This window comes from Alkalihalobacillus pseudalcaliphilus (genome assembly GCF_028610675.1).
GTDB lineage: Bacteria > Bacillota > Bacilli > Bacillales > Bacillaceae_D > Alkalihalobacillus > Alkalihalobacillus pseudalcaliphilus.
The window spans coordinates 147,232-173,043 of record NZ_JAQQWS010000008.1 but is presented as its reverse complement, the minus strand read 5'-3'; the positions used below and the strand labels follow the sequence as shown (position 1 = coordinate 173,043).

20 protein-coding genes and 1 other annotated feature are annotated in these 25,812 nt (G+C 38.1%); of the genes, 8 read left to right on the top strand and 12 right to left on the bottom strand.

Translation table 11 applies throughout. The features are described from left to right. Positions 1–75 precede the first annotated feature (75 nt). Entirely contained in the window at positions 76–1,770 is a 1,695-nt protein-coding gene (gene ezrA / locus PQ479_RS16345; protein ID WP_047987552.1) for a septation ring formation regulator EzrA, read from the bottom strand. A gap of 253 nt (positions 1,771–2,023) precedes the next feature. Here ezrA and hisJ point away from each other — a divergent pair, with 253 nt between their 5' ends. Further along, on the top strand, positions 2,024–2,848 hold the full coding sequence (gene hisJ / locus PQ479_RS16340) for a histidinol-phosphatase HisJ (RefSeq protein WP_047987551.1): 825 nt from the start codon (positions 2,024–2,026) through the stop codon (positions 2,846–2,848). On the opposite strand, the gene refZ is transcribed toward hisJ, so the two are convergent. Next, complete coding sequence (refZ, locus tag PQ479_RS16335) at positions 2,845–3,504, bottom strand: forespore capture DNA-binding protein RefZ (protein WP_047987550.1); 660 nt, start codon at positions 3,502–3,504, stop codon at positions 2,845–2,847. The genes hisJ and refZ overlap by 4 nt on opposite strands. Positions 3,505–3,704: 200 nt before the next feature. Here refZ and PQ479_RS16330 point away from each other — a divergent pair, with 200 nt between their 5' ends. Then, entirely contained in the window at positions 3,705–4,199 is a 495-nt protein-coding gene (locus tag PQ479_RS16330) for a GAF domain-containing protein (RefSeq protein WP_047987549.1), read from the top strand. An 86-nt stretch (positions 4,200–4,285) separates the two neighbouring features. Here PQ479_RS16330 and PQ479_RS16325 read toward each other — a convergent pair whose 3' ends face one another. After that, positions 4,286–6,505, bottom strand: coding sequence for a sensor domain-containing diguanylate cyclase (locus PQ479_RS16325; RefSeq protein WP_083991171.1), 2,220 nt, complete (start codon positions 6,503–6,505; stop codon positions 4,286–4,288). Positions 6,506–7,391: 886 nt separating this feature from the next. Between PQ479_RS16325 and rpsD the strand changes: the two genes are divergently transcribed. After that, on the top strand, positions 7,392–7,994 hold the full coding sequence (gene rpsD / locus PQ479_RS16320; RefSeq protein ID WP_047987548.1) for a 30S ribosomal protein S4: 603 nt from the start codon (positions 7,392–7,394) through the stop codon (positions 7,992–7,994). 199 nt (positions 7,995–8,193) lie between these two features. Here rpsD and PQ479_RS16315 read toward each other — a convergent pair whose 3' ends face one another. From PQ479_RS16315 to PQ479_RS16295, 5 genes are all read right to left on the bottom strand, one after another. Further along, a complete protein-coding gene (locus PQ479_RS16315; RefSeq protein WP_047987547.1) occupies positions 8,194–9,468 on the bottom strand; it encodes a flavin monoamine oxidase family protein in 1,275 nt (424 codons plus the stop codon). A gap of 158 nt (positions 9,469–9,626) precedes the next feature. Further along, the gene (locus tag PQ479_RS16310) at positions 9,627–10,625 is read right to left on the bottom strand and encodes an ABC transporter ATP-binding protein (RefSeq protein ID WP_047987546.1); all 999 of its coding nucleotides are present in this window, start codon (positions 10,623–10,625) and stop codon (positions 9,627–9,629) included. Continuing rightward, positions 10,618–11,634, bottom strand: coding sequence for an ABC transporter ATP-binding protein (locus tag PQ479_RS16305; protein WP_047987545.1), 1,017 nt, complete (start codon positions 11,632–11,634; stop codon positions 10,618–10,620). Before PQ479_RS16305 ends, PQ479_RS16310 begins: the two co-directional genes overlap by 8 nt. A gap of 14 nt (positions 11,635–11,648) precedes the next feature. Next, a complete protein-coding gene (locus PQ479_RS16300) occupies positions 11,649–12,572 on the bottom strand; it encodes an ABC transporter permease (protein ID WP_047987544.1) in 924 nt (307 codons plus the stop codon). A gap of 21 nt (positions 12,573–12,593) precedes the next feature. Continuing rightward, the gene (locus PQ479_RS16295; RefSeq protein ID WP_273717092.1) at positions 12,594–13,433 is read right to left on the bottom strand and encodes an ABC transporter permease; all 840 of its coding nucleotides are present in this window, start codon (positions 13,431–13,433) and stop codon (positions 12,594–12,596) included. A gap of 416 nt (positions 13,434–13,849) precedes the next feature. Here PQ479_RS16295 and PQ479_RS16290 point away from each other — a divergent pair, with 416 nt between their 5' ends. Next, a complete protein-coding gene (locus PQ479_RS16290) occupies positions 13,850–15,463 on the top strand; it encodes a glutathione ABC transporter substrate-binding protein (protein WP_047987542.1) in 1,614 nt (537 codons plus the stop codon). Positions 15,464–15,505: 42 nt separating this feature from the next. Here the strand turns inward: PQ479_RS16290 and PQ479_RS16285 are convergent, their stop codons facing one another. The 3 genes from PQ479_RS16285 to tyrS all read right to left on the bottom strand — a co-directional run bounded on the left by PQ479_RS16285 (position 15,506) and on the right by tyrS (position 17,879). Then, a complete protein-coding gene (locus PQ479_RS16285; protein ID WP_047987541.1) occupies positions 15,506–16,186 on the bottom strand; it encodes an LrgB family protein in 681 nt (226 codons plus the stop codon). Beyond that, entirely contained in the window at positions 16,183–16,563 is a 381-nt protein-coding gene (locus tag PQ479_RS16280; protein WP_047987540.1) for a CidA/LrgA family protein, read from the bottom strand. Before PQ479_RS16280 ends, PQ479_RS16285 begins: the two co-directional genes overlap by 4 nt. Before the next feature lie 80 nt (positions 16,564–16,643). Next, positions 16,644–17,879: a tyrosine--tRNA ligase gene (gene tyrS, locus PQ479_RS16275; RefSeq protein ID WP_047987539.1), complete on the bottom strand. Its 1,236-nt coding sequence runs from the start codon at positions 17,877–17,879 to the stop codon at positions 16,644–16,646. Between the two features lie 42 nt (positions 17,880–17,921). Continuing rightward, positions 17,922–18,133 (bottom strand) — a binding site (T-box leader). A gap of 127 nt (positions 18,134–18,260) precedes the next feature. Between tyrS and PQ479_RS16270 the strand changes: the two genes are divergently transcribed. After that, a complete protein-coding gene (locus PQ479_RS16270) occupies positions 18,261–21,176 on the top strand; it encodes a transglycosylase domain-containing protein (protein ID WP_047987538.1) in 2,916 nt (971 codons plus the stop codon). A gap of 223 nt (positions 21,177–21,399) precedes the next feature. Here PQ479_RS16270 and acsA read toward each other — a convergent pair whose 3' ends face one another. Continuing rightward, a complete protein-coding gene (gene acsA / locus PQ479_RS16265) occupies positions 21,400–23,115 on the bottom strand; it encodes an acetate--CoA ligase (protein WP_047987537.1) in 1,716 nt (571 codons plus the stop codon). Between the two features lie 197 nt (positions 23,116–23,312). On the opposite strand from acsA, the gene PQ479_RS16260 reads away from it, so the two are divergent. The 3 genes from PQ479_RS16260 to PQ479_RS16250 are packed head-to-tail and all read left to right on the top strand — an operon-like array spanning position 23,313 to position 25,795. After that, positions 23,313–23,945: a GNAT family N-acetyltransferase gene (locus tag PQ479_RS16260; protein WP_047987536.1), complete on the top strand. Its 633-nt coding sequence runs from the start codon at positions 23,313–23,315 to the stop codon at positions 23,943–23,945. A 24-nt stretch (positions 23,946–23,969) separates the two neighbouring features. Then, the gene (locus PQ479_RS16255; protein WP_047987535.1) at positions 23,970–24,617 is read left to right on the top strand and encodes an acetoin utilization AcuB family protein; all 648 of its coding nucleotides are present in this window, start codon (positions 23,970–23,972) and stop codon (positions 24,615–24,617) included. Beyond that, positions 24,614–25,795 (top strand): acetoin utilization protein AcuC, encoded by a 1,182-nt coding sequence (locus PQ479_RS16250; protein WP_047987534.1) that lies wholly within the window; start codon positions 24,614–24,616, stop codon positions 25,793–25,795. Before PQ479_RS16255 ends, PQ479_RS16250 begins: the two co-directional genes overlap by 4 nt. Positions 25,796–25,812 lie beyond the last annotated feature (17 nt).

Sequence of the window (25,812 nt, the reverse complement as noted above, 5' to 3'; positions counted from 1 at the left end):
AGCCGGTGAAATTTTACTCGTTGTAAAATTTCACCGGCTTTTTCAATTCAGAGGTGGGTTTTGTCCCAGCCTCTTTTAACTAGCTGTTACTTCTTCATCCTTAAAGAAGCGCTGCTCAATACTAGGGTCGATTGGACGTAAAATTTGAATTGTTAATTCAATCGCTTCCTCATAGTGATAACTTCTAAATAACTGTTCCGCTTCATTTAAACCCGATGAGACTTGCCCCGATGTACTCCGATAACGATTTCCAAATTGAATCAGTCGTTCTGCTAACTCTGCTTGTTCAATCGTCTCTTTAATCAACGTCTCATTATCTGCAATCATCGCAACAGCATCTTTAATTAATGCATTAACTCGCCCCATTTCTAATGGTACTTGCTCCAGTTGCTCTGTTGTCTTATGAACCATTTCTTCCCCTTGCTTTAACTTCTCTAAAATATGTAAGGGTAGTCCAGGAATATTGCTTTTTCTAATTAAACGCTTATTATCAATCAAAATCTGTCTAAGCTCGGTTACTGTCTCTTTAGCTTTCCATTCATCTTCTCTCAACATATCTAGCTTCTCTTTAGCTTTATCCATTTCTTCGCCAACTTGTGTAATTAACGCTTTCCATTTCTCAAGCATTTCTTGGATAGAAGTAAAGGTTTGCTTTTCATGTTCTGCCACATCTACAATTACATGGATTTGTTTCGTTGCATCTTGTAGCTTCTTTCTAACCTTGTCTTGTGCCTTTAACTCTTCATCTGTAATCCGATAACTTAATTGAACATGGTTCGTTTCTGTCATTAAATCTTGTAGCTTTTGATCAAGCTCTAATAAACGTTTTTGTTCACCTGGTAGCTCTTCTAATACAAGCTTTTTCGCATCTACTTCTTCTTCCAGAGTAAGATACATTTGTTCAATTTGTTCTTGTTTATTAACAAGGCTATCTTCTATACCATCAAGTTGAAGTTCTTTCACTTGCTTGAGGTGGTCATTTAATTCATTTTCTATCGCTTGAATTCTATTCTCGAAATTTAAGGATTTTAAGTAATAGCCAGAATCCTCCATTTCCTTAATACCAATTCGTAAATTCTTACATTCACTAGGTATCGTCGCCTGGAGCTGGACAAGGATACTAGGTAATTGTTCCATTTTATATGCACTTTTCTCTAGGTTTGTATGAACCTCTTCTAGTGTCGAACGTGCCATCAAATAATTACCGTCAGCCGTAGCTTGATCGAACGTAGCTAAGCCTTGCTTTACTTCCATTAAATTCTGATCTAGTCTTTCTATCGCTAATCCAAAAGATCCTCTTTTTCTTAATAAGTCTTTCTCAAGTACTTCATACTTCTCACGAATCGCTCCAATTTCCTTTCGATTCTTTTCTTCACTTTCAACAAAGTGGTTTACATCTGCTAACATACTTTGAAGTTGATCATCTATACCCTTTAACCGTTGTTCTATATGATTAATAAGTTCTTTCGCACGTTTAAAGCGATACTTACTAGCGAACTCTTCAATATTAAACAATTCTTCCTCGATATCAGGTAAGATGACACCCACAATATCATCCCACTCGTTGCGCCAAAGCTCGAACTTTTCCTCTGTCTCACCAGACATATGTAAATTTTTTACCCGACCAATTTCCTCTGGAATTGAACGGTTCAGTATTTTATTTTTCCAGTCCTCTAAACGATCAACCTCTTGATGAATCCTCTTACGAAAAAACATACCTACAAGAAAGGCGCTCACTAAAATGGCAATTAAACTATATAGTACGATCATTAGAAGTCTCCCTTCCTAATTGCTCAATCTATTTATCATTCGCAATGTTATCAAATGAAAGATTTATCTATTTATCTAAAAAAGTGTATGTACTTGAAATTCTACATGAAAGAAATTATATCCTTCTAATTTCTACAAAATTCCTTGAAATTCTGCCTTTTCACCTATGTAATATGATACCATGAAATAAATAGTTTGTATTCTTTTTTCCATCTATTATGTTGAATTCTTTTAAAAATAAGGAGTGTTTTCTATGATCGTATTTGATGGTCATGTTCATACACCCTTTTGCCCACACGGGACAAAGGACCCATTAGAAGCCTATTGTGAGAATGCCATTCATCACGGATTAACAGCGATTAGTTTTATGGAACACGCTCCACTTCCACATAATTTCCATGACCCAGTACCCCATCAGGACAGTGCCTTATCGTGGAATGATTTAGAACTATATTTATTAGAAGTAGAAAAAGTGAAAAGAGCTTTTCAGGGATCACTAACGATTTATACGGGATTAGAAGTGGATTATATAGAAGGATACGAGAAAGAAACGACGAAAATGCTCGATACGTATGGACCATCATTAGATGATAGTATATTATCTGTACACTTTCTTAATTTCGCAGGTCAATATATCTGTCTAGATTACAGCCCACAATCTTTTCAAAAATTAGTCGAACGTGTCGGTTCGATCGAAAACGTTCATGACTTGTATTTTCAGACCGTTGAAAAGTCGATTCTGACACCATTAGGTGCTTACAAACCAAAAAGAATTGGCCACATTACATTGTCTACTAAATTTCAGAAGCGCTTCCCAACCACTTATCTTTTCGATTCTAAGCTAGATACGATATTTAAACAGATGTACGAACAATCTCTTGCTTTAGATATTAACGGGGCCGGAGTTCTTAAGCCATTATGTGGCGAAACATACCCCAACCCCCGATTTATCACTCGAGCACATCAATATCAGATTCCGCTTATCTATGGCTCAGATGCTCATCAGGTTAAAGCGATGATGTCAGGAATAGAACAACTACCTACCACCATTGACTTTGTCACCCATTTAGACCGTTAGTTTTTATTGGACATCGTAGCAAGAGGGACATATAATTTAGTCGTTCGAACCTCTTGCTCTTTACTAATACATCTATCAATCCATAATGAGATCTGCTCCATATAGCGTTTTATAAAATAAGGCTCTGTCGTTGATAATTGATTGATTTCTTGCAAGTAATGCGGATACAAATAAGGCATAACTAGCAAATGTCTGATTTGTAAAATGAGCATATCGACAGGCTGTTTATGGAACTCAGCTTGCTGCATTCCTGCTCTTAAAATAAGCTCAATCTCATGCTTCTCTTTACGTGAATACGTCGACATTAATTCTCTAACCAATGTCGTATCTAAAGTCATTTCACGATGAACTAGCCTTGCGAGAAAATGATGTTCTTGCTGATAGTGAACAAGTGCCTCTAATAAATGAAATAGCCTTTGCTTATTTGTATGAAAATCTTTATTTTTCTCTTCCACGATGACAGCCAAATACCCTTCTAAAAACTTAACCAATAACTCTTCAAATAATCCTTGCTTTCCACCGAAATAATAAGAAACAAGAGCGACGTTTACTTTTGCTTTTTCTGCTATATGCCTAACCGATGTCCCATCAAAACCTTGCATATAAAATAAATGTATGGCGGCATCTAGCATTTTTTCCTTCGTCAATTTTGACATCAGATATCCCTCCGCTCAGAAATTTCGCCTTTTCTTCCTATTCTTTTTTTTTTCGTTGACTCCTTTTGTTTTCACTCGACATCGTTAAAATACTTTTTGACAGCAAATGGACATTTTCGTGTCACTGATCAATCATTTTGAAGTCTTTTGCCGAATCATGTAAACTATAAATAGAGTTTATCAAGGAATGAGGAATGAACATGTTTCAAAAAATGAATTTACAAGGTACTTTAGAGGAGCGATATGCTTTACTTAATAAACAGCTTGATGCCCTTTTATCGGGTGAATCTGACTTTATTTCGCATTTAGCCAATACAAGTGCATTGCTTAATCACTTTCTAGAAGATATTAATTGGGTTGGTTTTTATTTATTAAAAGAAAATATGCTAGTACTCGGACCATTCCAAGGCTTACCAGCTTGTGTGCAAATCCCTACAGGCCGTGGTGTTTGTGGGAGTGCCGTACAGGAAGGAAAGACTTTACTCGTCGATGATGTTCATCAATTTCCAGGACATATCGCTTGTGACGCAGCTTCAAGGTCTGAGATCGTCATTCCTATTAAGGTTAATGACCTCGTAATTGGAGTGTTAGATATTGATAGCCCTTCCCTTGCCCGCTTTTCAAAAGAAGAACAAAGTCTTCTCGAATTATTCGTGCACACGCTAGAAAAGCATTTAGCTACAGCTATCAAATAAATGAAGAACTAAATTTTTTAAATGGAAATGCCGATGATCGGTATATACGATCATCGGCGTTTTATCGTTCCTTTCAATAACTACCACTAAGACATAACCACTTTATTTTTCCCTGAATTTTTGGCTGCGTATAATGCCTTATCAGCTTTTTCGAATAAATCTTTTAATTGTTTGGTTTCAGGTACACTCTTTTCCCAAAATGAAATGCCACACGATACAGTCACTTTTGGTTCCGTATGATGAGCTATCGCTTTAACAATCCGACTCGCCACCGCATACCCTGTTTCGCGGTCGGCTTGTGGTAGATACACGGCCAACTCTTCACCACCCCATCTTGCCACAATATCACGCTGTCTTGTTTTTTCCTTTAACAAATTACCGACTTGGACAAGAATCTCATCGCCAACCTGATGGCCATACGTATCGTTAATTTGTTTGAAATTATCAATATCTAGGAGTAAAAAAGCTCCCTCTCTATCATTTTGAAATGATTTTTCTATCGAATTATTCAGATAACCCCTGGCATATAAATCCGTTAAATGATCGGTAATAACTAACCTCTCTAACTCTTCATGTATCATGGAATTGGTAAAAGCCAACGTGCAATGTTGAATGATGGCCTGTAAAAGCTTGAAGTGATCAAAACTAAAATGAACTGGCTCACGATGCATAACGATAAACAAACCTTCTAGCTTTTTTGTCCGCATCATCGGGATGGTAAGTACAGATTGATAGGGAAAATCCTTTAGTATAGGATCCACATGGGCCCTAGCGATATAAATAGCATCCATTTCACGTGTCAATCGTTCGATTAATCCCCCTAACTCCTGATTAATCCCGTTTTCTTGAAAATAACTAGTACTTCCCTTAATAAGTGATAGCTCTTGATTTTGATTCGTTAATAAAATCCCAATTTCCTCTGCATCAAATGCCTTGATGATTGTATGCTTTATAAAATCGACCGTATCCGTAAACTTCAAATTTGAATTGATTTCCTTAGACGTTTGGTTAATTAATTGAAGGTCATAGATAAGTTGCTGTGATTGCTGATATAATTCCGCATTTTCAAGTGCATTTCCACCAATATCTGCTAATAATTCTATAAAAGCTAATTCATTTTTGGTGAAAAGTCTTCTTATATCGGTCGATATCTCAAATACACCATAAATCCCTTGCCTTCCTCTTAACGGGGCGTAAACTTTCCTCGTTCTTTCACGTTCATTTATATCCATTTCAATTTTACCCGATAAGTAAACCTTGTCGATCGTCGCACTCTCACCGTTATCACGGTAATTAAGGACGTACTTTTTCGTATGCTCATTCTCGGTCCATTCATGTGTAACTAACACTTTAACCGTTAAGCCGATAAATACTTCTTGAATAACATCAATAATTTCCATGATTACGGCATCACTTTTCATAGAAGAATTCAATTTCTTCGTTACTTGCAATAATAAATGTTGATCACGTGATTGATCTTGAATCTTCTCTAACTCATATCCTTGAGCAAATAGTGAACATAACTCTTCTAAATGGGAACAAACGTTGTGATGGAGGCTTTCTTCAATTTTGTCACAAGAACTAAAGACAATATACCCATAAACCATAAGATTCTTGTGAATAGGTAAAACTAGTTGATGAATAACCTCTCCGTCCGTTTCCCACTTGCATAATTGACTTTTACAGTACGAATCTCCTTTTAATGGGTACTTCCAAAATAATTGCTGCTCGATGGTTGAATCTGAACTAGCTACAATCATTAGCTCTTCATTGACTTTTTCTAATACCGTCACGCTTGCCGATGAATAGAACAACCTTTTCCCAACATCAATCAACGATTTGGCAAGCTCCGTCCAACGAATCTGAAATTTTGTTTTTTTCAAAATGTTAAAGGTGACTTCTTTAAAAAAATCTTCTTTAATAGGGAGTTTTTTGTGATTCATTCTTAGTTGATGTACAATCGCCTTTTTATGGCTAAACTCACTTTTATATAATGGAAACACGACGATAATAAAACTGCTTTCATCGTATATATTTGTACGTTCAATATAATACTCAAAAAACTGGTCCTTCACATAAGATTTAGCTTGTTTGACCAAGCGGTAACAACTCTTATGTATATAATCTTCTTCTTCTTGACTTAATTGATGATAATAAGCCATTTTGGTTTGTGCCTCATTGATAAGTAAAAAAGCAATGGAGTTTTTTAATGATTGAGATCGCATCGTAAGCTCATTTAGAACGGCCATAAAATACTCATATTCCTTACTCGTTGCCTGTTCATTTATTTTTATTGCAACATTCAAGCATCTCACCTCATTTTTGTTTCACAGACCAATCTCAATACGATAGTTTCGCCTACAAAGTTGATTCCTAACTTCACTCAAAAAGAAATAGGTCTTTTTTCATTCAATTATAAATGAATCAACTAAAATATACTACTATTTACTTCGATCTTTTCTATATTTTCTCATTTATCTATGAATTTTGCATGAAAGCTAGTGCGAACATAGAAAGTTACTCATCGTTACCGAAAATTATGCTCCGCGTCCTGCTGGGTGGTGCTGAACTAACTGGCTTTGCCAGGCGATTTCAGCCCCCCCACTACGTCCCGCGGATACTTTTACCGAGGGAGTCTCCACATATTTTCGTCCGCTGGGTTACCCTAGAACACTAGTTCAAAGAACAATCTTAAAACATTCATTAAAGTGAATGAAGAGCCTTAAGTAAAGTAGCAGAACCAAATTGACCAAAGTACCACCAGTAAAGGGAGAAACCACACTTTTTGTTAATTAGTGGTGAAGTAGATTAATTACTCCAGCTTTTCTCGGGCTTTCTTCCTCTTTTTCTGCTCGCAATCCCGTGATTCCGCCTTTGCAAAACTTCTTCTTTCTTTCTCACCTTGTACTTCACCACGGATCTGTTTTCTTTACTGGTGAGATAACGTTTCTTATATCTAACCTATAAATGGAATCTTGACTTTTGGAAGTAGAAAAGTTACAATTGACTTTGTGTGAAATATGGCAGCAAAGGTTGATCATATGAAACTGTTTTTGTTCCTCTCTTTAGGAGGTGCATCACGTAACCTCAAGCTGTCGAGGCGAAGATGCATGAAAGCAAAATCAATCATATGCGAAAATTCTACCTTCTGTTGTTATTTTGCAACATCAAAATAACAAGGAGGAGTCAAACATGGCTCGATATACAGGTCCATCTTGGAAACTTTCTCGTCGTTTAGGAGTTTCTTTAAGCGGCACAGGTAAAGAATTAGCAAAACGTCCGTATGCTCCAGGGCAACACGGTCCAAACCAACGTAAAAAACTTTCTGAATACGGTTTACAACTTCAGGAAAAACAAAAATTACGTCATATGTATGGTGTAAATGAGCGCCAATTCCGTCGTATTTTTGATGATGCTGGTAAAATGACTGGTATCCACGGTGAAAACTTCATGATTCTTTTAGAATCTCGTTTAGATAACTTAGTTTATCGTATGGGTCTTGCTCGTACTCGTCGTGCAGCTCGTCAATTAGTTAACCACGGTCACATCGTTGTTGATGGTGGACGCGTTGATATTCCATCATACCGCGTAAAGCCTGGTCAAACTATTTCTGTACGTGAAAAATCACGCAATTTAAATGTACTTAAAGAAGCTTTAGATGTGAACAACTTCGTTCCTGCTTACGTTTCTTTTGATGCAGATAAATTAGAAGGTTCTTACACTCGTTTACCAGAGCGTTCTGAACTTCCAGCAGAAATTACAGAAGCTCTTATCGTTGAGTTCTACTCTCGTTAATCTCTCTAGATTACAGAGTGATACAAAAACCGCTCTTACCATGTTGTTTTCATCTCATGGTAAGAGCGGTTTTTTGACTTCTATCCAAAATATCTATAGCGTAGTGGACACTCTCATTTAGTCACCAGATAAATCCCATTCAATCATCTATTAAAACCCTCTCTCTCAACGCACTGATTTCTTATAGCTAAAATTTTTATCACTGTTTAATTATCCATTTAGCTATTTGCTCAGCTGCATATTTACCAGACCTAATCGCTCCTTCCATAAAATGCGGAAAGCTTAATGCTAATTCACTCGATGCAAAAGCAAGACCTTTATAAGGTTTACGTAGAATTTCTGCTGCATTCCCTTTTCCGCCAAAAAGAACTCTTGCACTATAGCCACCACCACAGAACCGTTCATTTACCCAAACGCTTTCTATAACTTCTTTGTATTGGAGAGCTACTTCACCAAAAATTTCTACTAGTAAGCGCTCTGTAAATGTTTTACGGTCAGCTTTCTTAAAATTGGAAGCACGAATGGCCCAGTCTGCTCCAATAAACATGGTTAATCGATAAACCTCTCCTACTATGGTTGAATCTATTATTGAAACACCACTCGGATTTGTAAAAATGACGCCACTTAAACGTCTCACTTGTCCTCCGCTATCATAATGGTGCCAAAACGGCTCCTCATATGACCATGTAATTTTAATAACTGCACCATCGCCATAGCTATTGATCGCAGCAGAATAATGCGTATACATATCATTACTAAGCTTAATATGTTTTGCGACAGTCGGTGGAATGGCCAAGATTATGGCTTTTGCGTGATACGTTTGAGCATTGCTTTTTACCGTAAAATGTCCATCTTCTTCTAAGACGACTTCAACGACTTCTTGGTAGTGGACTTGAGCTCCTATTTGATGTAAAAGAGTATTGATCACATTTTCAAGTGGGCCAGATGCTTGGTGGGTTAAATCACTTTTATTAGAATAATAACGAATATGAGCGTTAGCAACCGCTTGACTACTCAAAGTATTTGGATTACTCGTAAATAGTTCCGAATGAAAACTATGTAAAAGCTTTTTGTGATAGTCATCTTTTATATAAGTATCATACACATCAGTTAATCGCTGGTCATCCCCTTTAGCTTGTAACTTCAGTTGATTTTTCAAATTTTCTAGTAATGTATCAATTGGTTGTTTATCCACTTGATCAATTTCAACTGCTTCAGATACAAAATCCGTTTGCTGAACCGACATCCCTGACTGAACAACCAATTTACTCAATTCCGTCATATCCTCATTGAAGAATTGTCCACCTAATTCAAAGAAATGGTTTTCTTGATGAGATGGACTCGATAAAACCTTTCCACCTGCACGACTAGATGCTTCTAATACTTTTACTACTAAATCTTTTTCAGTTAAACAACTTGCTGCTGATAAGCCGGCTAATCCAGCTCCAACAACCATCACATCTACCTGTTCCATCACTCTTTCACCTAACCTTATCGTCATTCATATTGTTAGGATTACCAATCCGACATTTCTCAATGCCTTTTTACATCAACAAAAAAAGTCGCAAAAATAAGGTGAGAACCTCATTTTTGCGACATCTGCCTTTTAACCTTTATATAAATAATTTAGCCTTAAGAAGCATTACTCTTTTCCTCATCAAGAAGGTGACACGCTACCTCCTGTTGCCCGCCACTCTTAACAGGCTGTAGCTTGGGCTCTACTTCCTTACACTTATCAAAAGCATAGGGACAGCGTGTATGGAATCGGCATCCCTTTGGAGGATCGATAGGAGAAGGTACATCCCCTTTTAAAAGAATACGCTCTTTCTTAGCTTCAATATTTGTACTAGGAATTGCTGAAAGCAAAGCCTGTGTATAAGGGTGCTTTGGATTTTGAAAGAGCGATTTCTTATCAGCGACTTCTACAATTTTTCCTAAATACATAACAATGATTCGATCAGAGATATGTCTTACTACACCTAAATCATGCGAAATAAATAAATAGGTTAATTTATAATCACGTTGCAATTCCTTTAATAAATTTAATACTTGTGCTTGAATCGATACATCTAGGGCTGATACGGCTTCATCACATACAATTAACTTCGGATTCACAGATAACGCTCTCGCGATACCGATTCGTTGCCTTTGCCCACCACTAAATTCATGCGGATAACGGTCTAATTGATGTTCTCCAATTCCCACTGTCTCTAAAAGCTCTCGGACACGGTTTCTTCTATCTTTTTTGGGAACAACGCTTTGCACCTGCATCGATTCCTCTAAAATTTGACTAACCGTTTGCCTTGGATTCAGTGAAGCATAGGGATCCTGAAAGATAATTTGTAAGTCTTTCCGCTTTTTTCTCATTTGAGTATTACTTAAGGCTAATAAGTCTTCACCTTGAAAAAAGACCTGACCTTCATAAGGATTATCTAAACGTAGTATCGCTCTTCCAGTTGTCGATTTCCCACAGCCAGACTCACCCACAATACTAACCGTTTCACCTTCTTTAATCGTGAAGGATATATCATCTACCGCTTTTACATGATTCACTGTGCGTCCAAAGATACCTCCTTTGATTGGAAAGTACTGCTTCAAACCATCCACCTCTAATAGAACTTCCTTATTCATGGGTATTCACACCCTCTCTTTGTCTGTCCCACTCATCTGTATACATCCAACAACGCACGGACTCATCCTTTTCCGTTTTCGTTAATTCTGGTAAATTTAAGGCACATATTTCTCTAGCATGAGGACATCTCGGTGCAAATCGACAGCCTTCTGGTAATTGAAAAGGGCTCGGTACTGAACCTGGAATAATGGCCAAATCTCCTTCGACATCTTCATCATGCTTAGGTATGGAATCTAGTAATCCAATGGTGTAAGGATGCTTCGGATTCGTAAAAATCGTTTTAACATCTGCGTATTCAACGATCTTGCCACAATACATGACGGCAACCTTATCACACATTTCAGCGACCACACCTAAATCATGTGTAATCATCATTAGAGAGGTACCAAGCTCCGATTGGAGATTTTTTATTAATTCCAAAATTTGAGCTTGAATCGTTACATCAAGAGCCGTTGTTGGTTCATCAGCTATTAATAATTCAGGATTACAGGCAAGAGAAATCGCAATCATTACACGCTGTCTCATCCCACCGGATAACTCAAATGGATATTGCTTCGCCCTTTTTTCAGGGGATGGAATTCCTACGAGCTTTAGCATTTCGACGGCTTTATCCCATGCTGGTTTCTTTTTTAATTTTTGATGGATCCGAATTGACTCAGCAATTTGTTCCCCACATGTTAATGTTGGATTAAGTGAAGTCATCGGTTCCTGAAAGATCATCGAGATATGATTCCCTCGAATTTTTCGCATTTCTTTTTTAGTCTTATCAAGCAAGTTTTCGCCTTTAAAATGAATCTCACCATCCACAACCTTACCTTGCGGCTCTTGAATTAACCGAAGCACGGATAAGGAGGTAATACTCTTTCCAGAACCTGACTCACCAACAATACCAAGTGTCTTTCCTCTCTCAATTGCAAAATCTACACCATCAACTGCTTTTACCTCACCGTCTCCTGTAAAGAAGGAGGTACGAAGCCCTTTTACATCAAGAATATAATCATTACTCATACTTCCACCTCACCTTAACTTAAATCAATTCGTTTATTGAGATAACGATACGAAATATCAACAATCGTGTTAACGAGAACAAACAGTAACGCACAAACTAATACCGCACCTTGTACCATTGGGAAATCTTGAGCACGAATTGAGTCAATAATTAATCGCCCAAGTCCATTTATCGCAAAAATTTGTTCCGTCACAACCGCCCCCCCTAAAAGTGAGCCAAATTGTAAACCAACAACAGTAACTACAGGAATTAACGCATTTTTTAACGCATGTTTATAAATAACCACTCGTTCTGAAACCCCTTTTGCATGAGATGTACGAATATAATCCTGATCTAAAACCTCAAGCATACTCGAACGAGTCATCCTCGCTATAATTGCGGCACCAACTGTCCCTAAAGTAAATGTCGGTAAAATCATCTGTTGCCATGTATCCCAACCTGCCACGGGTAACCATCCCAAATTAACAGAAAAGAAATAGATTAGCATAATCCCTAACCAAAAGTTCGGCATCGATAAACCAAATAATGCAATTAGCATTAATGTGACATCGAGCACACTGTATTTTCTCGTTGCTGAAATAATTCCAACTATTAATCCAAATACCACAGCCAACCCTGTTCCGAGTATCGCTAGCTGTACGGTAATCCAAAAGCGAGAGTCAAAGATTTCATTGACAACATCTCGATTTGTTCTAATTGAACTACCCAAATCACCTTGAGCTGCATCTGAAACAAAACGAAAATATTGTTGATACCAAGGGTCATTTAACCCTAAATTCTCCCTCATCTGTTCAATTTGTGCGGGATCTGCCCCTTCACCTGCCATAATACGTGCGGGATCCCCTGGACTTAAATACATAATAAGGAAGACCGCTAGTGTCACACCAATTATGACTGGGATTGTTTGAACAATTCTTCTTATAATAAATAAAAACATTTTATGTCACCTTCCCGTTTTTTAGTTCTTTGTTCGAGGATCTAACGCATCTCGCAAGCCATCACCAAATAAATTAAAACCAATAACAACCATTACAATGGCAATGCCCGGGAATAATGTAATATGTGGCGCTTGAGCTATATAACTACGTCCTTCTGATAACATTCTTCCCCACTCAATATCAGGTGGCGTCGTCCCGAGTCCTAGGAAGGATAATGCACTGGAAGTAATAATCGCAGATGCAATATACAAAGTCGTCTGAACAATAATAGGCGACATAATATTAGGTAAAATATGTTTAAAGATAATTCGGAAATCAGTAGCTCCGACTGCTTTAATCGCATCAATATATTCAAGCTTTTTTACCCCTAAGGTAGAGCCTCGTACAATACGAGCAAAGCTTGGAATCGCATAGAAAGCTACCGCAATAATGACATTCATCGTACTAGGGCCTAAAATACTAATAATAGCTAAAGCTAAAAGAATTCCAGGGAATGCTAAAAGAACATCACAGAGTCTCATAATTAGGCTATCTAACCATCTACCATAATATCCTGATAAGATGCCCAAAATAACACCTGTCACAGCTCCTAAAAATGTAGCACTAATACCGATAAAAAGAGATAGCCTTGTCCCATCTAAAATTCTACTTAATATATCTCTTCCTTTATCGTCTGTACCAAACCAATGTTCAGCACTTGGCCCTTGAAACGTTTTACTAAAATCCGGCGTAATCGGATCATATGGAGTAATATACGGTCCAATAATAGCTAAGATAAAAAAGAATATGATAAACACAGCTCCAATAAGTGCTGCTTTATTTTTTGCTAACTTTCGATAAAAAGACCTCCACCTAACCATTTTTGAGTGCGGGGCAGCAGTTGGTGTAACAGGCGAATTACCTATCTGTGGTTGTGGCTCCATGTATATCATCCTTTCTGTTTAAAATCATGAAGATTCATTACGTTAATAAACCTATTACGTTACTTTAATAGTATTTTTAAATAACGTTGATTACCTTTCTTTATGTATGAATCAACCCTCCTTTAAGTCCTTAAACACATCAAACATTCAAAATACACCTTTGTTTCTCAAGAAAAATCAAATTTTTAACAATTAAAATGGACAAAAAATGAAGATTAGGACTATATCTTTTTTTATTTGAATAGTATCATATATGTGTAGAATATTCAAAATAATATTGTAATTTAATATCTTTTAAATTATTATATTATTTGTAATACTTAAATCAAATTATGTCAAAAGGGGGAATATGAATGAAAACAGCACGAAAGAGTTGGTTATTTTTACTAATGGCTGCAATGTTAGCCTTAGTCCTTATCGCTTGTAATAGTGGTGAGACAGGTGGAGATACTGATGATGATCAAGGAGGTTCAACAGATAACGGTGGTGACGATTCAGAAGAATTAGTAGCCGTTGAAGGTGGGGGAGCTACCATTGCGATCCCTTCAGATGCACCGACACTTGATCCACATGGTCAAAATGACTCTACTTCAAACGATGCAACGACTCAGATTTTTGAAAGGTTAACAGATTTTGATGAAAATGGAGATGTAGTTCCTTTATTAGCAGAATCTTTTGAGCAAGTTGATGAAAACACATGGGATTTTACCCTTCGTCAAGGAATTAAGTTCCATGATGGGACAGACTTTAATGCAGATGCTGTAAAAATTACCTTAGACCGTATTCTTGACCCAGATTTCGCGTCACCTAAACGCGTCATTCTATCAATGATTTCCGAGGTCGAAGTCATTGATGAATTTAATGTAAGGATTATAACCGATGAGCCGTTTGCACCACTTCCAAGACATTTGGCTCATAATGCTGGCTCTATCATTGCTCCATCTGCTATTGAAGCAGAAAATGATGGTGGCACGAAAGTAACGGAAAATCCAATTGGTACCGGTCCTTTCAAATTAGAAAACTGGAATCGCGGTGCTTCAATCGAAATGGTTAAAAATGAAGATTATTGGGGTGAAGGTCCTTACCTAGATACACTGACATGGGAAGTAGTACCTGAACAGCCAACTCGTGTTGCGATGCTTGAAAGAGGCGAGGCGAATGTAATTCTCGTTGGAGCTTCTGATGTAGAACGTGTTGAAGGAATGGCAGATATTAGCACAAACCGCGTTCAAGGAACTCGAATGGATTATGTAGGAATTAACATGGAAAAAGAGCCTTTTAACATTAAAGAAGTTCGTCAAGCGATTGCTATGGCTATTAACAAAGAAGATGTTGTCAATGGGATTTTAGCTGGTCAAGGTGTTCCATCTGTAGGCCCATTAGCTCCTACTGTTGATGGAAACTACCAAGGTCTTGAGCCACTTCCTTTTGATATCGAAGGGGCTAAAGAATTACTAACTGATGCAGGTTTCCCTGATGGTTTTGAAACGACAATTTTTGTTAATGAAGGTAGTATAGAGCGTGCTGGTATCGCTGAGCTTGTTCAAACACAATTATCACAAATCGGAATTACAGTAAACATCCGTCCATTAGAGTGGGGAGCTTTCCTTGAAGCGACTGCCAATGGAGAACATGAATTATTTGTCCTTGGTTGGACGACAGTTACCGGTGATGCAGATTATGGATTATATAACTTATTCCACTCTTCACAATTTGGAGATCCAGGTAACCGTTCATTCTTAGCTAATGATCGTGTCGATGAGTTACTTGATATCGGACGTACAAGTACCGAGCAAGACGAGCGTTATGAAGCTTATAAAGAAGTCTCTGAAATCTTAGTAGATGAAGTCCCAATGATTTATTTATTCCACCCAGACTTTGTCCACGGATTAAATGGTATTGCCGAAGGATTCTTTGTTAACTTCAACGGTACACCATTCTTCAAGGATGTAAAACTAGCCGAATAAGCTAAAAACTCGCTCAGGTGAAAGAACCTGAAGCGAGTTTTTTTATGAATAAAACCAGAGAAATAAGGGAGTCAAACAAGTAGCGACAATCGCCATGAGTAAAAAGGATAACGTGCTTATAGCCCCTGCCTCATCGTCAAATTCCATCAATCTAGCTGTTCCAATTGCATGAGCAATTGCCCCCATCGAAATTCCCTTTGCCAACACTGTTTCTATTTTTGCTTTTTTAAAAATATAGGGTCCCATAATAGCCCCAATCATACCAGAAATTGTACATAAAGCTGCTGTAAAGGATGCTATACCTCCATACATATGGGCGAGCTCAATAGCGATCGCTGCTGTTGTATTTCTTAATAACATCGACGTAATCAAATCCAAGCGGACATCAAAAAGCCAGAGTAGAAATGTACCTGACAACATCGCTAGAAATGACGCAACTGTTAACCAAAAGAAGATAGTAGGTAATATTTTCAATAATCTTTTTCGATGAGCATACAAAGGAAAGCTAAGTGCAACAATCGCTGGTCCTAAAAAGAAATCAACGAAACGACCACCTGAATGATAGGTCGAAAATGGTATGTCAAATACTAACAGTAACATGATAATGACTAGTGTAGAAAAAAAGACAGGTAACAGTAAGCTCCACTTTGTTTTTCTATAAAAGTGTAAACTAACTAAATAAATAGTTACGGTTATCAAGCACCACATGAAAGCTATTATCATTGATCTCTCTCCCTCAATACTCCTTTGTTCTTCACACTTTTTTCAATCAATAAAGAAGTAATCGTTAACACGACGATCGTACTTAATAATAAAGTCATAGAAAGAAAGAGACCTACGCCTGATAATAGCTCCGAATATTCAATGATACCTACTGTAACGGGAACGAAAAAAAGTGGTAAATACATAATGAGCAGACTCGCCCCTTTTTTGCCCCTATTATAAAGTTTGTCCTTCCCTACTATTAACGTTACAAACATGAGAAGCATACCTATTAAACTACCAGGAACAAAAGGAATAAAATTTTGATGAATCCACGATCCGATTCCATAATATAACACAAGTAGACCGATTGTACCGACCAAAAAAATAAGCTTCATGCATGCACACCCCTAGCTCGTTTCTTTTACGAATCTCCATAAAGATACGGCCTCTAACTTAGAGACCGTCATCATATTTGCTATACAATTTTTACAAACTTTCTTTTGCCTACTTGTATGATGAGACCTGATTGAACATCGACTTGTAATTGAACATCATCGACCTTTTCACCGTTCAACTTCACGCCACCATTTTGAATCATACGCCTTGCTTCTCCTTTTGATGATTGAAGGTTTAATGAAACTAACAAGTCTACGATCCAAAGTGAAGCCTCGCCCTCCCATTTAACCTCAGGCATATCATCTGGCAGAGCCCCTTTTTGGAAAACGGTTTTAAAGTAAGAAATGGCCTCATCGGCTTGTGCTTTACCGTGGTACATTTCAACAAATTTAGCTCCTAAATTCATCTTCGCGTCACGTGGATGCACGGAGCCATCTTTTAAGCCTTCTTCAAGCTTCGCAAGCTCATCTAATGGAATATCTGTCGCCAACTTATAGTATTTAACCATGAGCTCGTCAGGTATCGACATCGACTTACCAAAAATTTCGTTTGGCTCTTCATCAATGCCAATGTAGTTATGCAATGATTTAGACATTTTACGTTCCCCATCTAATCCTTCGATCAGAGGTAAAGTCATCACAATTTGTTTTTCTTGTCCATAGGATTCTTGTAATTGTCGGCCCATTAATAAGTTGAATTTCTGATCGGTCCCACCAATTTCAATATCTGTTTCCATAGCTACTGAGTCATAACCTTGCATAAGCGGGTAGAAAAATTCATGAATAGATATTGGTTGGCCTGCTTTGTAACGTTTTTCAAAATCATCACGCTCCAGCATCCTAGCTACGGTCATATTCCCTGCTAGTTGAATGACATCCTCAAAATTTAATTTTTGCAGCCAGTCTGAATTATAAAGTAAGCTCGCCTTATCCATGTCTAAAATTTTTCCGTATTGATCCACATAAGTTTGAGCATTTGCCAATACTTGCTCATTCGTTAATGGCTTTCTCGTCTCTGACTTACCAGTTGGATCACCAATTCTTCCCGTGAAATCACCAATCAACATTTGAATATGGTGCCCTAATTCTTGGAACTGTCTCAACTTGTGTAGAACTACCGTGTGACCTATATGAACGTCTGGAGCTGAAGGGTCCATGCCTAACTTAATATTTAGTGGTTTTCCTGTTACAACAGATTTAGCAATTTTTTTACGAAATTCGTCCTCGGGAATAATCTCAACAACGCCTCGTTGCAATAGTTGGACCTGTCGTGTCACCTCTTGTTCTTGTTCTGCTGTTAATTTTAATTCTTCCATGTTTATTCCTCCTTTTTAAAACACAAAAAAGCCTCCTCCCAAAACAGGGACGAGGTTATCGCGGTACCACCCTAATTGAAGCTGACAAAATAAGCCTCCACTCAAGACGATAACGGCGTAACCGTTTCTTGCTACTCACAAGAAAAATGCTCCAGGTCTGTAATTTAAAATCATCTCGTGCTGATTCACACCAACCATCAGCTCTCTTTTTGCTACTAAAATGATTCCACCTATATACCTTTCTTAGCAAACGTGTTTAATAATTGAATTGATTCCTTTTTACCATACTTATAAGACAAATGTCAAATAGGAATATTTGGATAAAGGATAGGCACTTTCTTTATCCTATGCTATAATATGGCTGTTACGAGGAGGTATCTTATGAAAAATTTCTTTTCAGCTATTTCCGAACGTCTTCAGTCGTTTACGGACTGGTTACACCAACGAAAGATTATTCGTAATATCGGCATTACCTATCAAGTATTGTGGAATCTCTTATTAATCTTAATCATATTTGGTACAATGTCGCTCTTCTTTGCCGGAGGAGCTTTTGCTGGATATTTCGCTTCGTTAGTAGCAGATGAACCGTTACGAGCACATGATGAAATGCTCGTCGATATTTACGACTATGAAGAAACGAGTGAAATATATTTCTCTGATGATGTGTATTTAGGCAAAGTCCCAACCGAATTAGAGCGAGAGGAAATATCCATCTCTGAAGTCTCTGATCATGTTATACATGCACTTATTGCCACAGAAGATGAACATTTTTATGAACACGATGGTATTGTACCTAAAGCTATTTTGCGAGCGACCTTGCAAGAGTTTGCTAATTCTAGTGTTCAAACTGGTGGTAGTACACTGACACAACAATTAATTAAACAACAGATTTTAACAAGTGAAGTATCCTTTGATCGGAAAGCAACGGAGATTTTACTTGCACTTAGACTTGAACAATTCATGGACAAAGATGACATTTTAGAAGCTTACCTTAATGTCGTTCCATTTGGTCGAAATGCATCAGGTCGCCAAGTCGCCGGTGTCCAGGCTGCTGCCCAAGGGGTTTTTGGTGTGGACGCTAAAGATGTGAATATTCCTCAAGCGGCCTTTCTTGCAGGATTACCACAAAGCCCGTTTGGATATACACCATTTACAAGCTCCGGTGAAGTAAAAGAGAACTTTGACGCTGGACTCAACCGCATGAAAACGGTCCTACGTAATATGCATGAAGAAGGCTATATTACGGAGCAAGAATATGAGGAAGCACTCGCTTACGATATTCGTAAGAACCTAACTGGTGCAGTCGCTTCTCCACTACAAGACTATCGTTATTTAACAACTGATATATTAAACCGCTCTACGATTATTTTAGCTAACAAAAAAATGGAAGAAGATGACGTAGATATAGCCGCTCTCCTTTCAGAGGCTCGTGAAATCGAAGATGAGGTAGAACAACAAGAAGAAATAGAAAACATTCGTTCCATTCAAAATGAATACCGCCATAGCGCACGTCAGGATTTAAGAAGAAATGGCTATGTTATTCGCACAACGATTGATAAAGAGATTTATGATGTGATGCAAGAAGCGGCCAACGCCAATGAGAATCTCTTCGGTCGAGATAAAGCAAGTCCTATCGATCCTGAAATTACAAGTCAACAACAGCAACTAGGCGTCGTTTTGACTGATAACCAAACGGGAGCCATATTAGGTTTTGTTGGTGGACGTAATGAAAAGAGTTCTACGCAGGACTTTAATTTTGCGACGATGAAAGGACGCCCGACTGGTTCTACGATGAAGCCATTACTTGCCTATGCACCTGGAATGGATACCGGTACCGTTCAACCTGGATTTGTCATTCCAGATACACCTGAGAATTATAACGATCGAGAAGCAAAACCTGTTACTAACTTTGATAACAGCTATAAAGGCTTATTAACAGTTAGACAATCAATCGAGCAGTCGCGAAATGTACCTGCTGTCCGAGCTTTTAATACGGTCCAAAATGACATCAACCGAGAATACTTTGATAAATTAGGTTTTCATACGACTTTAAGCCACGGTATCTACGAGTCAACGGTTTTGGGACCGCTTGATATTACGGTAGAAGATAACGTTAATGCTTACACAACTTTCGCAAACAATGGCAAGCGTAGTGAATCCTATATGATTCAATCCATTGAAACAAGAGATGGTCAAACCATCTATAAACACGAAGTACAAACGACAGATATTTTTACACCTCAAACTTCATATTTAATGATAGATATGATGAGAGGGGTTATTCGTAATGGTACAGCGTCACGAATCAATGGCCAATTAAAAGGAAATATTGATTGGGCTGGAAAAACGGGTACTTCCAATGATGAAAGAGATTATTGGTTTGTTGCCTCTAACCCAGCAACGACACTTGGCATATGGGCTGGTTATGAGCATAACATGAAGTTAGACAGTGAATATAACCGCCGTACCCTTAATCTTTGGGCTAATATTGCCAATGCCGTTTACGATATTCGTCCTGACGTACTAGCTGCAGGTGAACGATTCCAAGCACCAGATGGCATAGTAAGTCGACAAGTTTGTACGTTAACTGGTACACTCCCATCTAAGGCTTGTTCTGATGCAGGTTACGTGAAATCGGAATTATTTAATTCGAAGTTTGTACCATCACAGCAAGATAGTAGTGGTACTGCACGTTTTGTAACCATTGACGGGAAAAATTATCGTGCCTTAAGTAATACCCCCGTTGAATTTACTGAACAAGGTATAACGGTTTCCTTTGATCGATGGAATATTGATGATATTAGTAAGTATTTGCCGGATAATATGAAAAATATCGTCCCACAAAATGATGCTCCTAATAATGGAAATTCGCCAGGCAAGGTCTCTGGTGTGTCCATTAGTGGCTCTAATCTTTCTTGGAGTAAACATGGAGCTAGTGATATTGTCGGTTATCGTGTATATGCGGCAAGCAGTGGCAGTAATGATTTCAGGAAAATTGCCGATGTTAAAATGAATACGACAACCAGTTATAACGTAAGTGGTGGTGGTTCAAGAGCTTATGTGGTAACTGCTGTTGATACAACCGGAAATGAATCTTCTCCTTCTGATGTCGCACGTGGCGGCGATTGGATAAGCGAAGAAGAAAAACAGAACCAAGCAGAACAAGAGAGAAAAGAACGTGAAGAGGAAGAACGGAAACAACGTGAAGAAGAAGAAAGAAAAGAACGCGAAGAGGAAGAACGTCGACAACAAGAAAATGAAGAGAACGAAGATGACGACGACGCTGAAGATGAATAACGATTTTTAAAGTAGAAAAGCCGCTGACATGGACTCCATACCTTGTCAGTGGCTTTTTTTGTGACATTTAATGACGTAAAAGGTCCTTAACGAATTGTTACGGAGGCCTTTACTGTTTTGGTTGTCCTCAAAGCGGGATGACAACAGCATTAGTCATATTCTTCTCACACTAAAAAACCTGATGATAGAGCTAGGCTCTATCATCAGGTTATCGGTATATCTCTTAATCTTCCATTGTTGATAAGTCACCTGTTGGTAAATCAAGCTCCCATGCCTTTAAGACACGTCTCATGATTTTACCACTACGAGTTTTTGGTAACTTATCTCTAAATTCAATTTCTCTTGGTGCTGCATGAGCAGATAAACCATTTTTAACAAAGACACGAATCTCTTCTCTTAATTCATCTGTCACTTCATAGCCATCACGTAAAGCGATGAATGCTTTAATAATCTCACCACGTACAGGGTCAGGCTTTCCAATGACACCAGCTTCAGCGATCGCTGGATGTTCGACTAATTTACTTTCTACTTCAAATGGACCAACACGCTCACCAGAAGTCATGATGACATCATCAACCCGTCCTTGGAACCAGAAGTAACCATCCTCATCCATATAAGCAGAGTCACCTGAGACATACCAGCCATCAATTTCGAAATAGCTATTATATTTAGGTTCATTCTTCCAAATGGCTCTCATCATCGACGGCCAACCTTTTTTAATCGCTAAATTCCCCATGCGATTTGGAGGTAAAACATGACCTTGGTTGTCAATAATCGCAGCCTCAACACCTGGAATTGGTTTACCCATAGATCCCGGACGAATCTCCATGGTTGGGTAGTTACAAATCAACTGAGCACCCGTTTCCGTCATCCACCATGTATCATGAATTCTCTTTTCAAATACTTTCATCCCCCAACGAATGACCTCAGGGTTTAATGGTTCACCAACACTCGCTACATGTCGAAGGTTTGATAAATCGTACTTTTTCACAATAGCGTCACCTGCACTCATCAACATTCTAAATGCCGTTGGTGCACTGTACCATACCGTTACATTATATTGCTGTAATGCCTCATACCAATCGTCTGGACTAAAACGACCACCTTTAACAACATTCGTTACTCCAGCAAGCCACGGTCCAAAAATTCCATAAGATGTACCTGTTACCCAGCCCGGATCAGCTGTACACCAATAAATATCATCATCTTTTAAATCTAAAACCCATTTAGCTGTTTGATAATGTTGAATCATTGCATTATGAACATGTAGGACACCCTTTGGTTTACCGGTAGAACCCGATGTATAATGAAGAATTAATGGATCCTCTAAATCTACCCATTCGATATCTAATTGATCGCTAGCTTTTTCAAATTGTGCTAAGAAATCAACGACTTTATCATCCTCTTTAACTTGATCATCGACAACTAAGATTTTTTCTAAGTTTGGTAAATCTCCAACTGGCACTCGCTCAAGTAATGCCGGTGTTGTAACAAGTACTTTCGCTTCACTATCTTCTAAGCGATCACGTACGGCACCTTCCATAAATGCTTCAAATAACGGACCAACAATAGCCCCTAATTTAATCGTTCCAAGTAAAGCAAAATATAATTCTGGTGAACGCGGCATAAAAATAAATACTCGGTCACCTTTCGTTACGCCAACATCCTTAAGAACATTAGCAGCTTTGTTAGAATTATGTTTCAAATCTTCATATGTAAACGATTCATCTCGTTTAGCATCACTGTAATAAAGAGCAATTTTAGACCCCTTTTCACCTTCTGCATGACGGTCAATCGCTTCATATGCTAAGTTTACTTTTCCTGTTTCATACCAAGAGAAATTCTGTGTTACTGCCTCCCAATTAAAGTTTTGGGCAGCCTCATCATAGTCTTTTAAGTTATGATTTCCACTTACAGATGGAAGCGCTTGCATTTTCATTTGACATCTTCCTCTCTTATTTTCAGATTTCACCATTATTATATAACAACCTGAAAATTTATTCAATTTAAAATGTTCGATTATGACAAAGAATTGTCACTAAACCTTAGTTAAATTTCTGAAAAATACCACTTTTCCCTATGTTATGATAAGATCAAGATGCTAAAAAGCTTGTTTAAAGGTGGTTACGTACAATTATGGAACATCCTAAAACCTACGCCTCATTAGAAATCCCTTATCAAGAAAGAACGATTTTCTTAGAAGGACCCGTTCCTTCAGATAGGCTCGAGGGCTATGAATTCCACGAAGACCTTACATCATTCCGTCCAGTAAAGGAGCAAAAAGAAGCGATTTTAGAAATTGCTGATTTGCCTGAGGGAAGAATTAATATTATCCGTGACGGTAATATGGTCGTTGGTTATGTCACTTTTCACTATCCAGATCCTCTTGAACGTTGGTCTGAAGGTGGACTAGAAAATTTAATTGAACTCGGTGCCATTGAAATCGCTCCAGACTATCGTCGAATTGGAGCAGGCAAAAAGATCCTTGCCCTTTCAACACAAGACCCTTTTATGGAAAATTACATTGTCATTACAACTGAATATTATTGGCATTGGGATTTAAAAGGAAGTGGACTAGATGTTTGGGAGTATCGTAAAATGATGGAAAAAATGATGAATGCCGGTGGTTTATATTGGTTTGCAACAGATGACCCAGAGATTAGCTCACACCCTGCTAATTGTTTGATGGCCCGTATCGGAAAACATATCAAACCTGAGACCATTCAGGAATTTGATCAGCTACGATTCCAAAACCGATTTATGTATTAAACTCACATAAGGAAGTGACCTTTAATGCTTGTAGAAGAAATCATGCAAAAAAATGTGATTACTTTATTAGAAAGCGCTACCATTCAAGATGCGATCCAACTTCTTGAGGAAAAAAGAATCCGCCATCTCCCTATTATTAATCAAAAGAAACAACTGATAGGTATTATTTCTGACCGCGACATTCGCGATGCAAGACCATCCATCTTTTCTTCTAAGGAAGAGGATGAGATTTTATCCAAGCAGGTTTCAGCCATTATGACAACAAACGTTGTTACAGCACACCCTTTAGATTTTATCCAAGAAGCGTCATCAACCTTTTATACCCACCGAGTAGGCTGTTTACCTGTGGTTGATAATGAGAAACTTGTAGGAATCATTACACAAAAAGAAGTACTCTATTGTCTCACTGAGTTAATAGGTGCTCACCAACCTAGCTCTCATATTGAAATAAAAGTACCTAATCGCTTAGGTGTCCTTGCTGAAATTGCTTCTATTTTTAAAGATTATCGTATTAATATCATTAGTGTGATCGTTAGGCCAAGTAAAGAAAACAATCAGGATAAAATTCTTATTTTCAGGGTTCAAACCATTGATCCAAGGAGGGCCATTCAAGAGATTCAAACAGCAGGATTTGAAGTTTTATGGCCTAGTATTCCAGGAGGACAAAGATGACCGCAAAATCAGCTTTTATTTATTCACCCAAACAACTAGGCTATCGATTCCATGACAATCACCCTTTTAATCATATGCGTTTGCAATTAACCTATGATTTGCTCGAAGAACTCCAAGCTATTCCACAAAGCCTAATTATTGCTCCAAGAATGGCCTCAGATGAGGAAATTGCTTATATTCACTATCCGGATTATATGGAGGCCGTAAAGCAAGCGGGAGCAGGCAATCTAGATGAAGAGTCGGCCTATAGCTTTGGCCTAGGTACGGAAGACACACCTATCTTCAATCAAATGCATGAAGCTTCCGCATTAATCGTTGGTGGAACGCTTACTGCTGTTGAAGCGGTCATGTCCGGTCAGTATCAACATGCCCTGCATCTAGGTGGTGGCTTACATCATGGGTTCCGCGGTAAAGCATCCGGGTTTTGTATTTACAATGATAGTGCCATAGCCATTGAATATTTAAAAAGGAACTATCAAGCAAGGGTCCTCTATATAGATACGGATGCCCATCACGGAGATGGCGTCCAATTTGCTTTTTATGACGACCCTTCTGTTTTAACTTTAAGTATTCATGAAACGGGTAGATACTTATTCCCTGGTACAGGACAGACGAACGAAATCGGCTCGGGACAAGGGTACGGTTATTCAATTAATGTTCCGATAGATGCTTTTACAGAGGATGAATCCTTTATAGATGTGTATGAAACAGCTATTAAAGAAGCGGTAGAATTTTTTAAACCAGATGTTATTCTTACTCAAAATGGGGCTGATGCACATTTTCAAGACCCATTAACTCATTTATCCGTATCGTTAAAATCACTCCACTTGATACCAAAGATTGCTCACCAATTAGCCCATGAATACTGTGGCGGTAAATGGGTTGCTGTCGGTGGTGGCGGTTATGATATTTGGGACGTAGTACCGAGAGCATGGGGTTCCATTTGGCTAGAAATGACCGAACAAACTCATGTTTTTAACGATGAGATTCCAAAAGGCTGGATTGATAAATGGCAAGAAAAGGCACCGTGTGCTCTCCCACAATCTTGGCTCGATTCACCTAAAAAGATGCCAACTATCCCAAGGCGGCCAGAAATAACAGAAAAAAATCAAAAAACACTTGAGCAGGCCTTATATCATATTCGTCGAGAGAAAAATACTCATAAAAATAGGCCTTAAACCCATTCGGTTTGAGG

Excerpts from the sequence above, each read along its gene's own strand:
- ezrA (WP_047987552.1), bottom strand. The coding sequence starts at position 1,770 with ATGATCGTACTATATAGTTTAATTGCCATTTTAGTGAGCGCCTTTCTT.
- hisJ (WP_047987551.1), top strand. The coding sequence starts at position 2,024 with ATGATCGTATTTGATGGTCATGTTCATACACCCTTTTGCCCACACGGG.
- refZ (WP_047987550.1), bottom strand. The coding sequence starts at position 3,504 with ATGTCAAAATTGACGAAGGAAAAAATGCTAGATGCCGCCATACATTTA.
- PQ479_RS16330 (WP_047987549.1), top strand. The coding sequence starts at position 3,705 with ATGTTTCAAAAAATGAATTTACAAGGTACTTTAGAGGAGCGATATGCT.
- rpsD (WP_047987548.1), top strand. The coding sequence starts at position 7,392 with ATGGCTCGATATACAGGTCCATCTTGGAAACTTTCTCGTCGTTTAGGA.
- PQ479_RS16315 (WP_047987547.1), bottom strand. The coding sequence starts at position 9,468 with ATGGAACAGGTAGATGTGATGGTTGTTGGAGCTGGATTAGCCGGCTTA.
- PQ479_RS16310 (WP_047987546.1), bottom strand. The coding sequence starts at position 10,625 with ATGAATAAGGAAGTTCTATTAGAGGTGGATGGTTTGAAGCAGTACTTT.
- PQ479_RS16305 (WP_047987545.1), bottom strand. The coding sequence starts at position 11,634 with ATGAGTAATGATTATATTCTTGATGTAAAAGGGCTTCGTACCTCCTTC.
- PQ479_RS16300 (WP_047987544.1), bottom strand. The coding sequence starts at position 12,572 with ATGTTTTTATTTATTATAAGAAGAATTGTTCAAACAATCCCAGTCATA.
- PQ479_RS16295 (WP_273717092.1), bottom strand. The coding sequence starts at position 13,433 with ATGGTTAGGTGGAGGTCTTTTTATCGAAAGTTAGCAAAAAATAAAGCA.
- PQ479_RS16290 (WP_047987542.1), top strand. The coding sequence starts at position 13,850 with ATGAAAACAGCACGAAAGAGTTGGTTATTTTTACTAATGGCTGCAATG.
- PQ479_RS16285 (WP_047987541.1), bottom strand. The coding sequence starts at position 16,186 with ATGATAATAGCTTTCATGTGGTGCTTGATAACCGTAACTATTTATTTA.
- PQ479_RS16280 (WP_047987540.1), bottom strand. The coding sequence starts at position 16,563 with ATGAAGCTTATTTTTTTGGTCGGTACAATCGGTCTACTTGTGTTATAT.
- tyrS (WP_047987539.1), bottom strand. The coding sequence starts at position 17,879 with ATGGAAGAATTAAAATTAACAGCAGAACAAGAACAAGAGGTGACACGA.
- PQ479_RS16270 (WP_047987538.1), top strand. The coding sequence starts at position 18,261 with ATGAAAAATTTCTTTTCAGCTATTTCCGAACGTCTTCAGTCGTTTACG.
- acsA (WP_047987537.1), bottom strand. The coding sequence starts at position 23,115 with ATGAAAATGCAAGCGCTTCCATCTGTAAGTGGAAATCATAACTTAAAA.
- PQ479_RS16260 (WP_047987536.1), top strand. The coding sequence starts at position 23,313 with ATGGAACATCCTAAAACCTACGCCTCATTAGAAATCCCTTATCAAGAA.
- PQ479_RS16255 (WP_047987535.1), top strand. The coding sequence starts at position 23,970 with ATGCTTGTAGAAGAAATCATGCAAAAAAATGTGATTACTTTATTAGAA.
- PQ479_RS16250 (WP_047987534.1), top strand. The coding sequence starts at position 24,614 with ATGACCGCAAAATCAGCTTTTATTTATTCACCCAAACAACTAGGCTAT.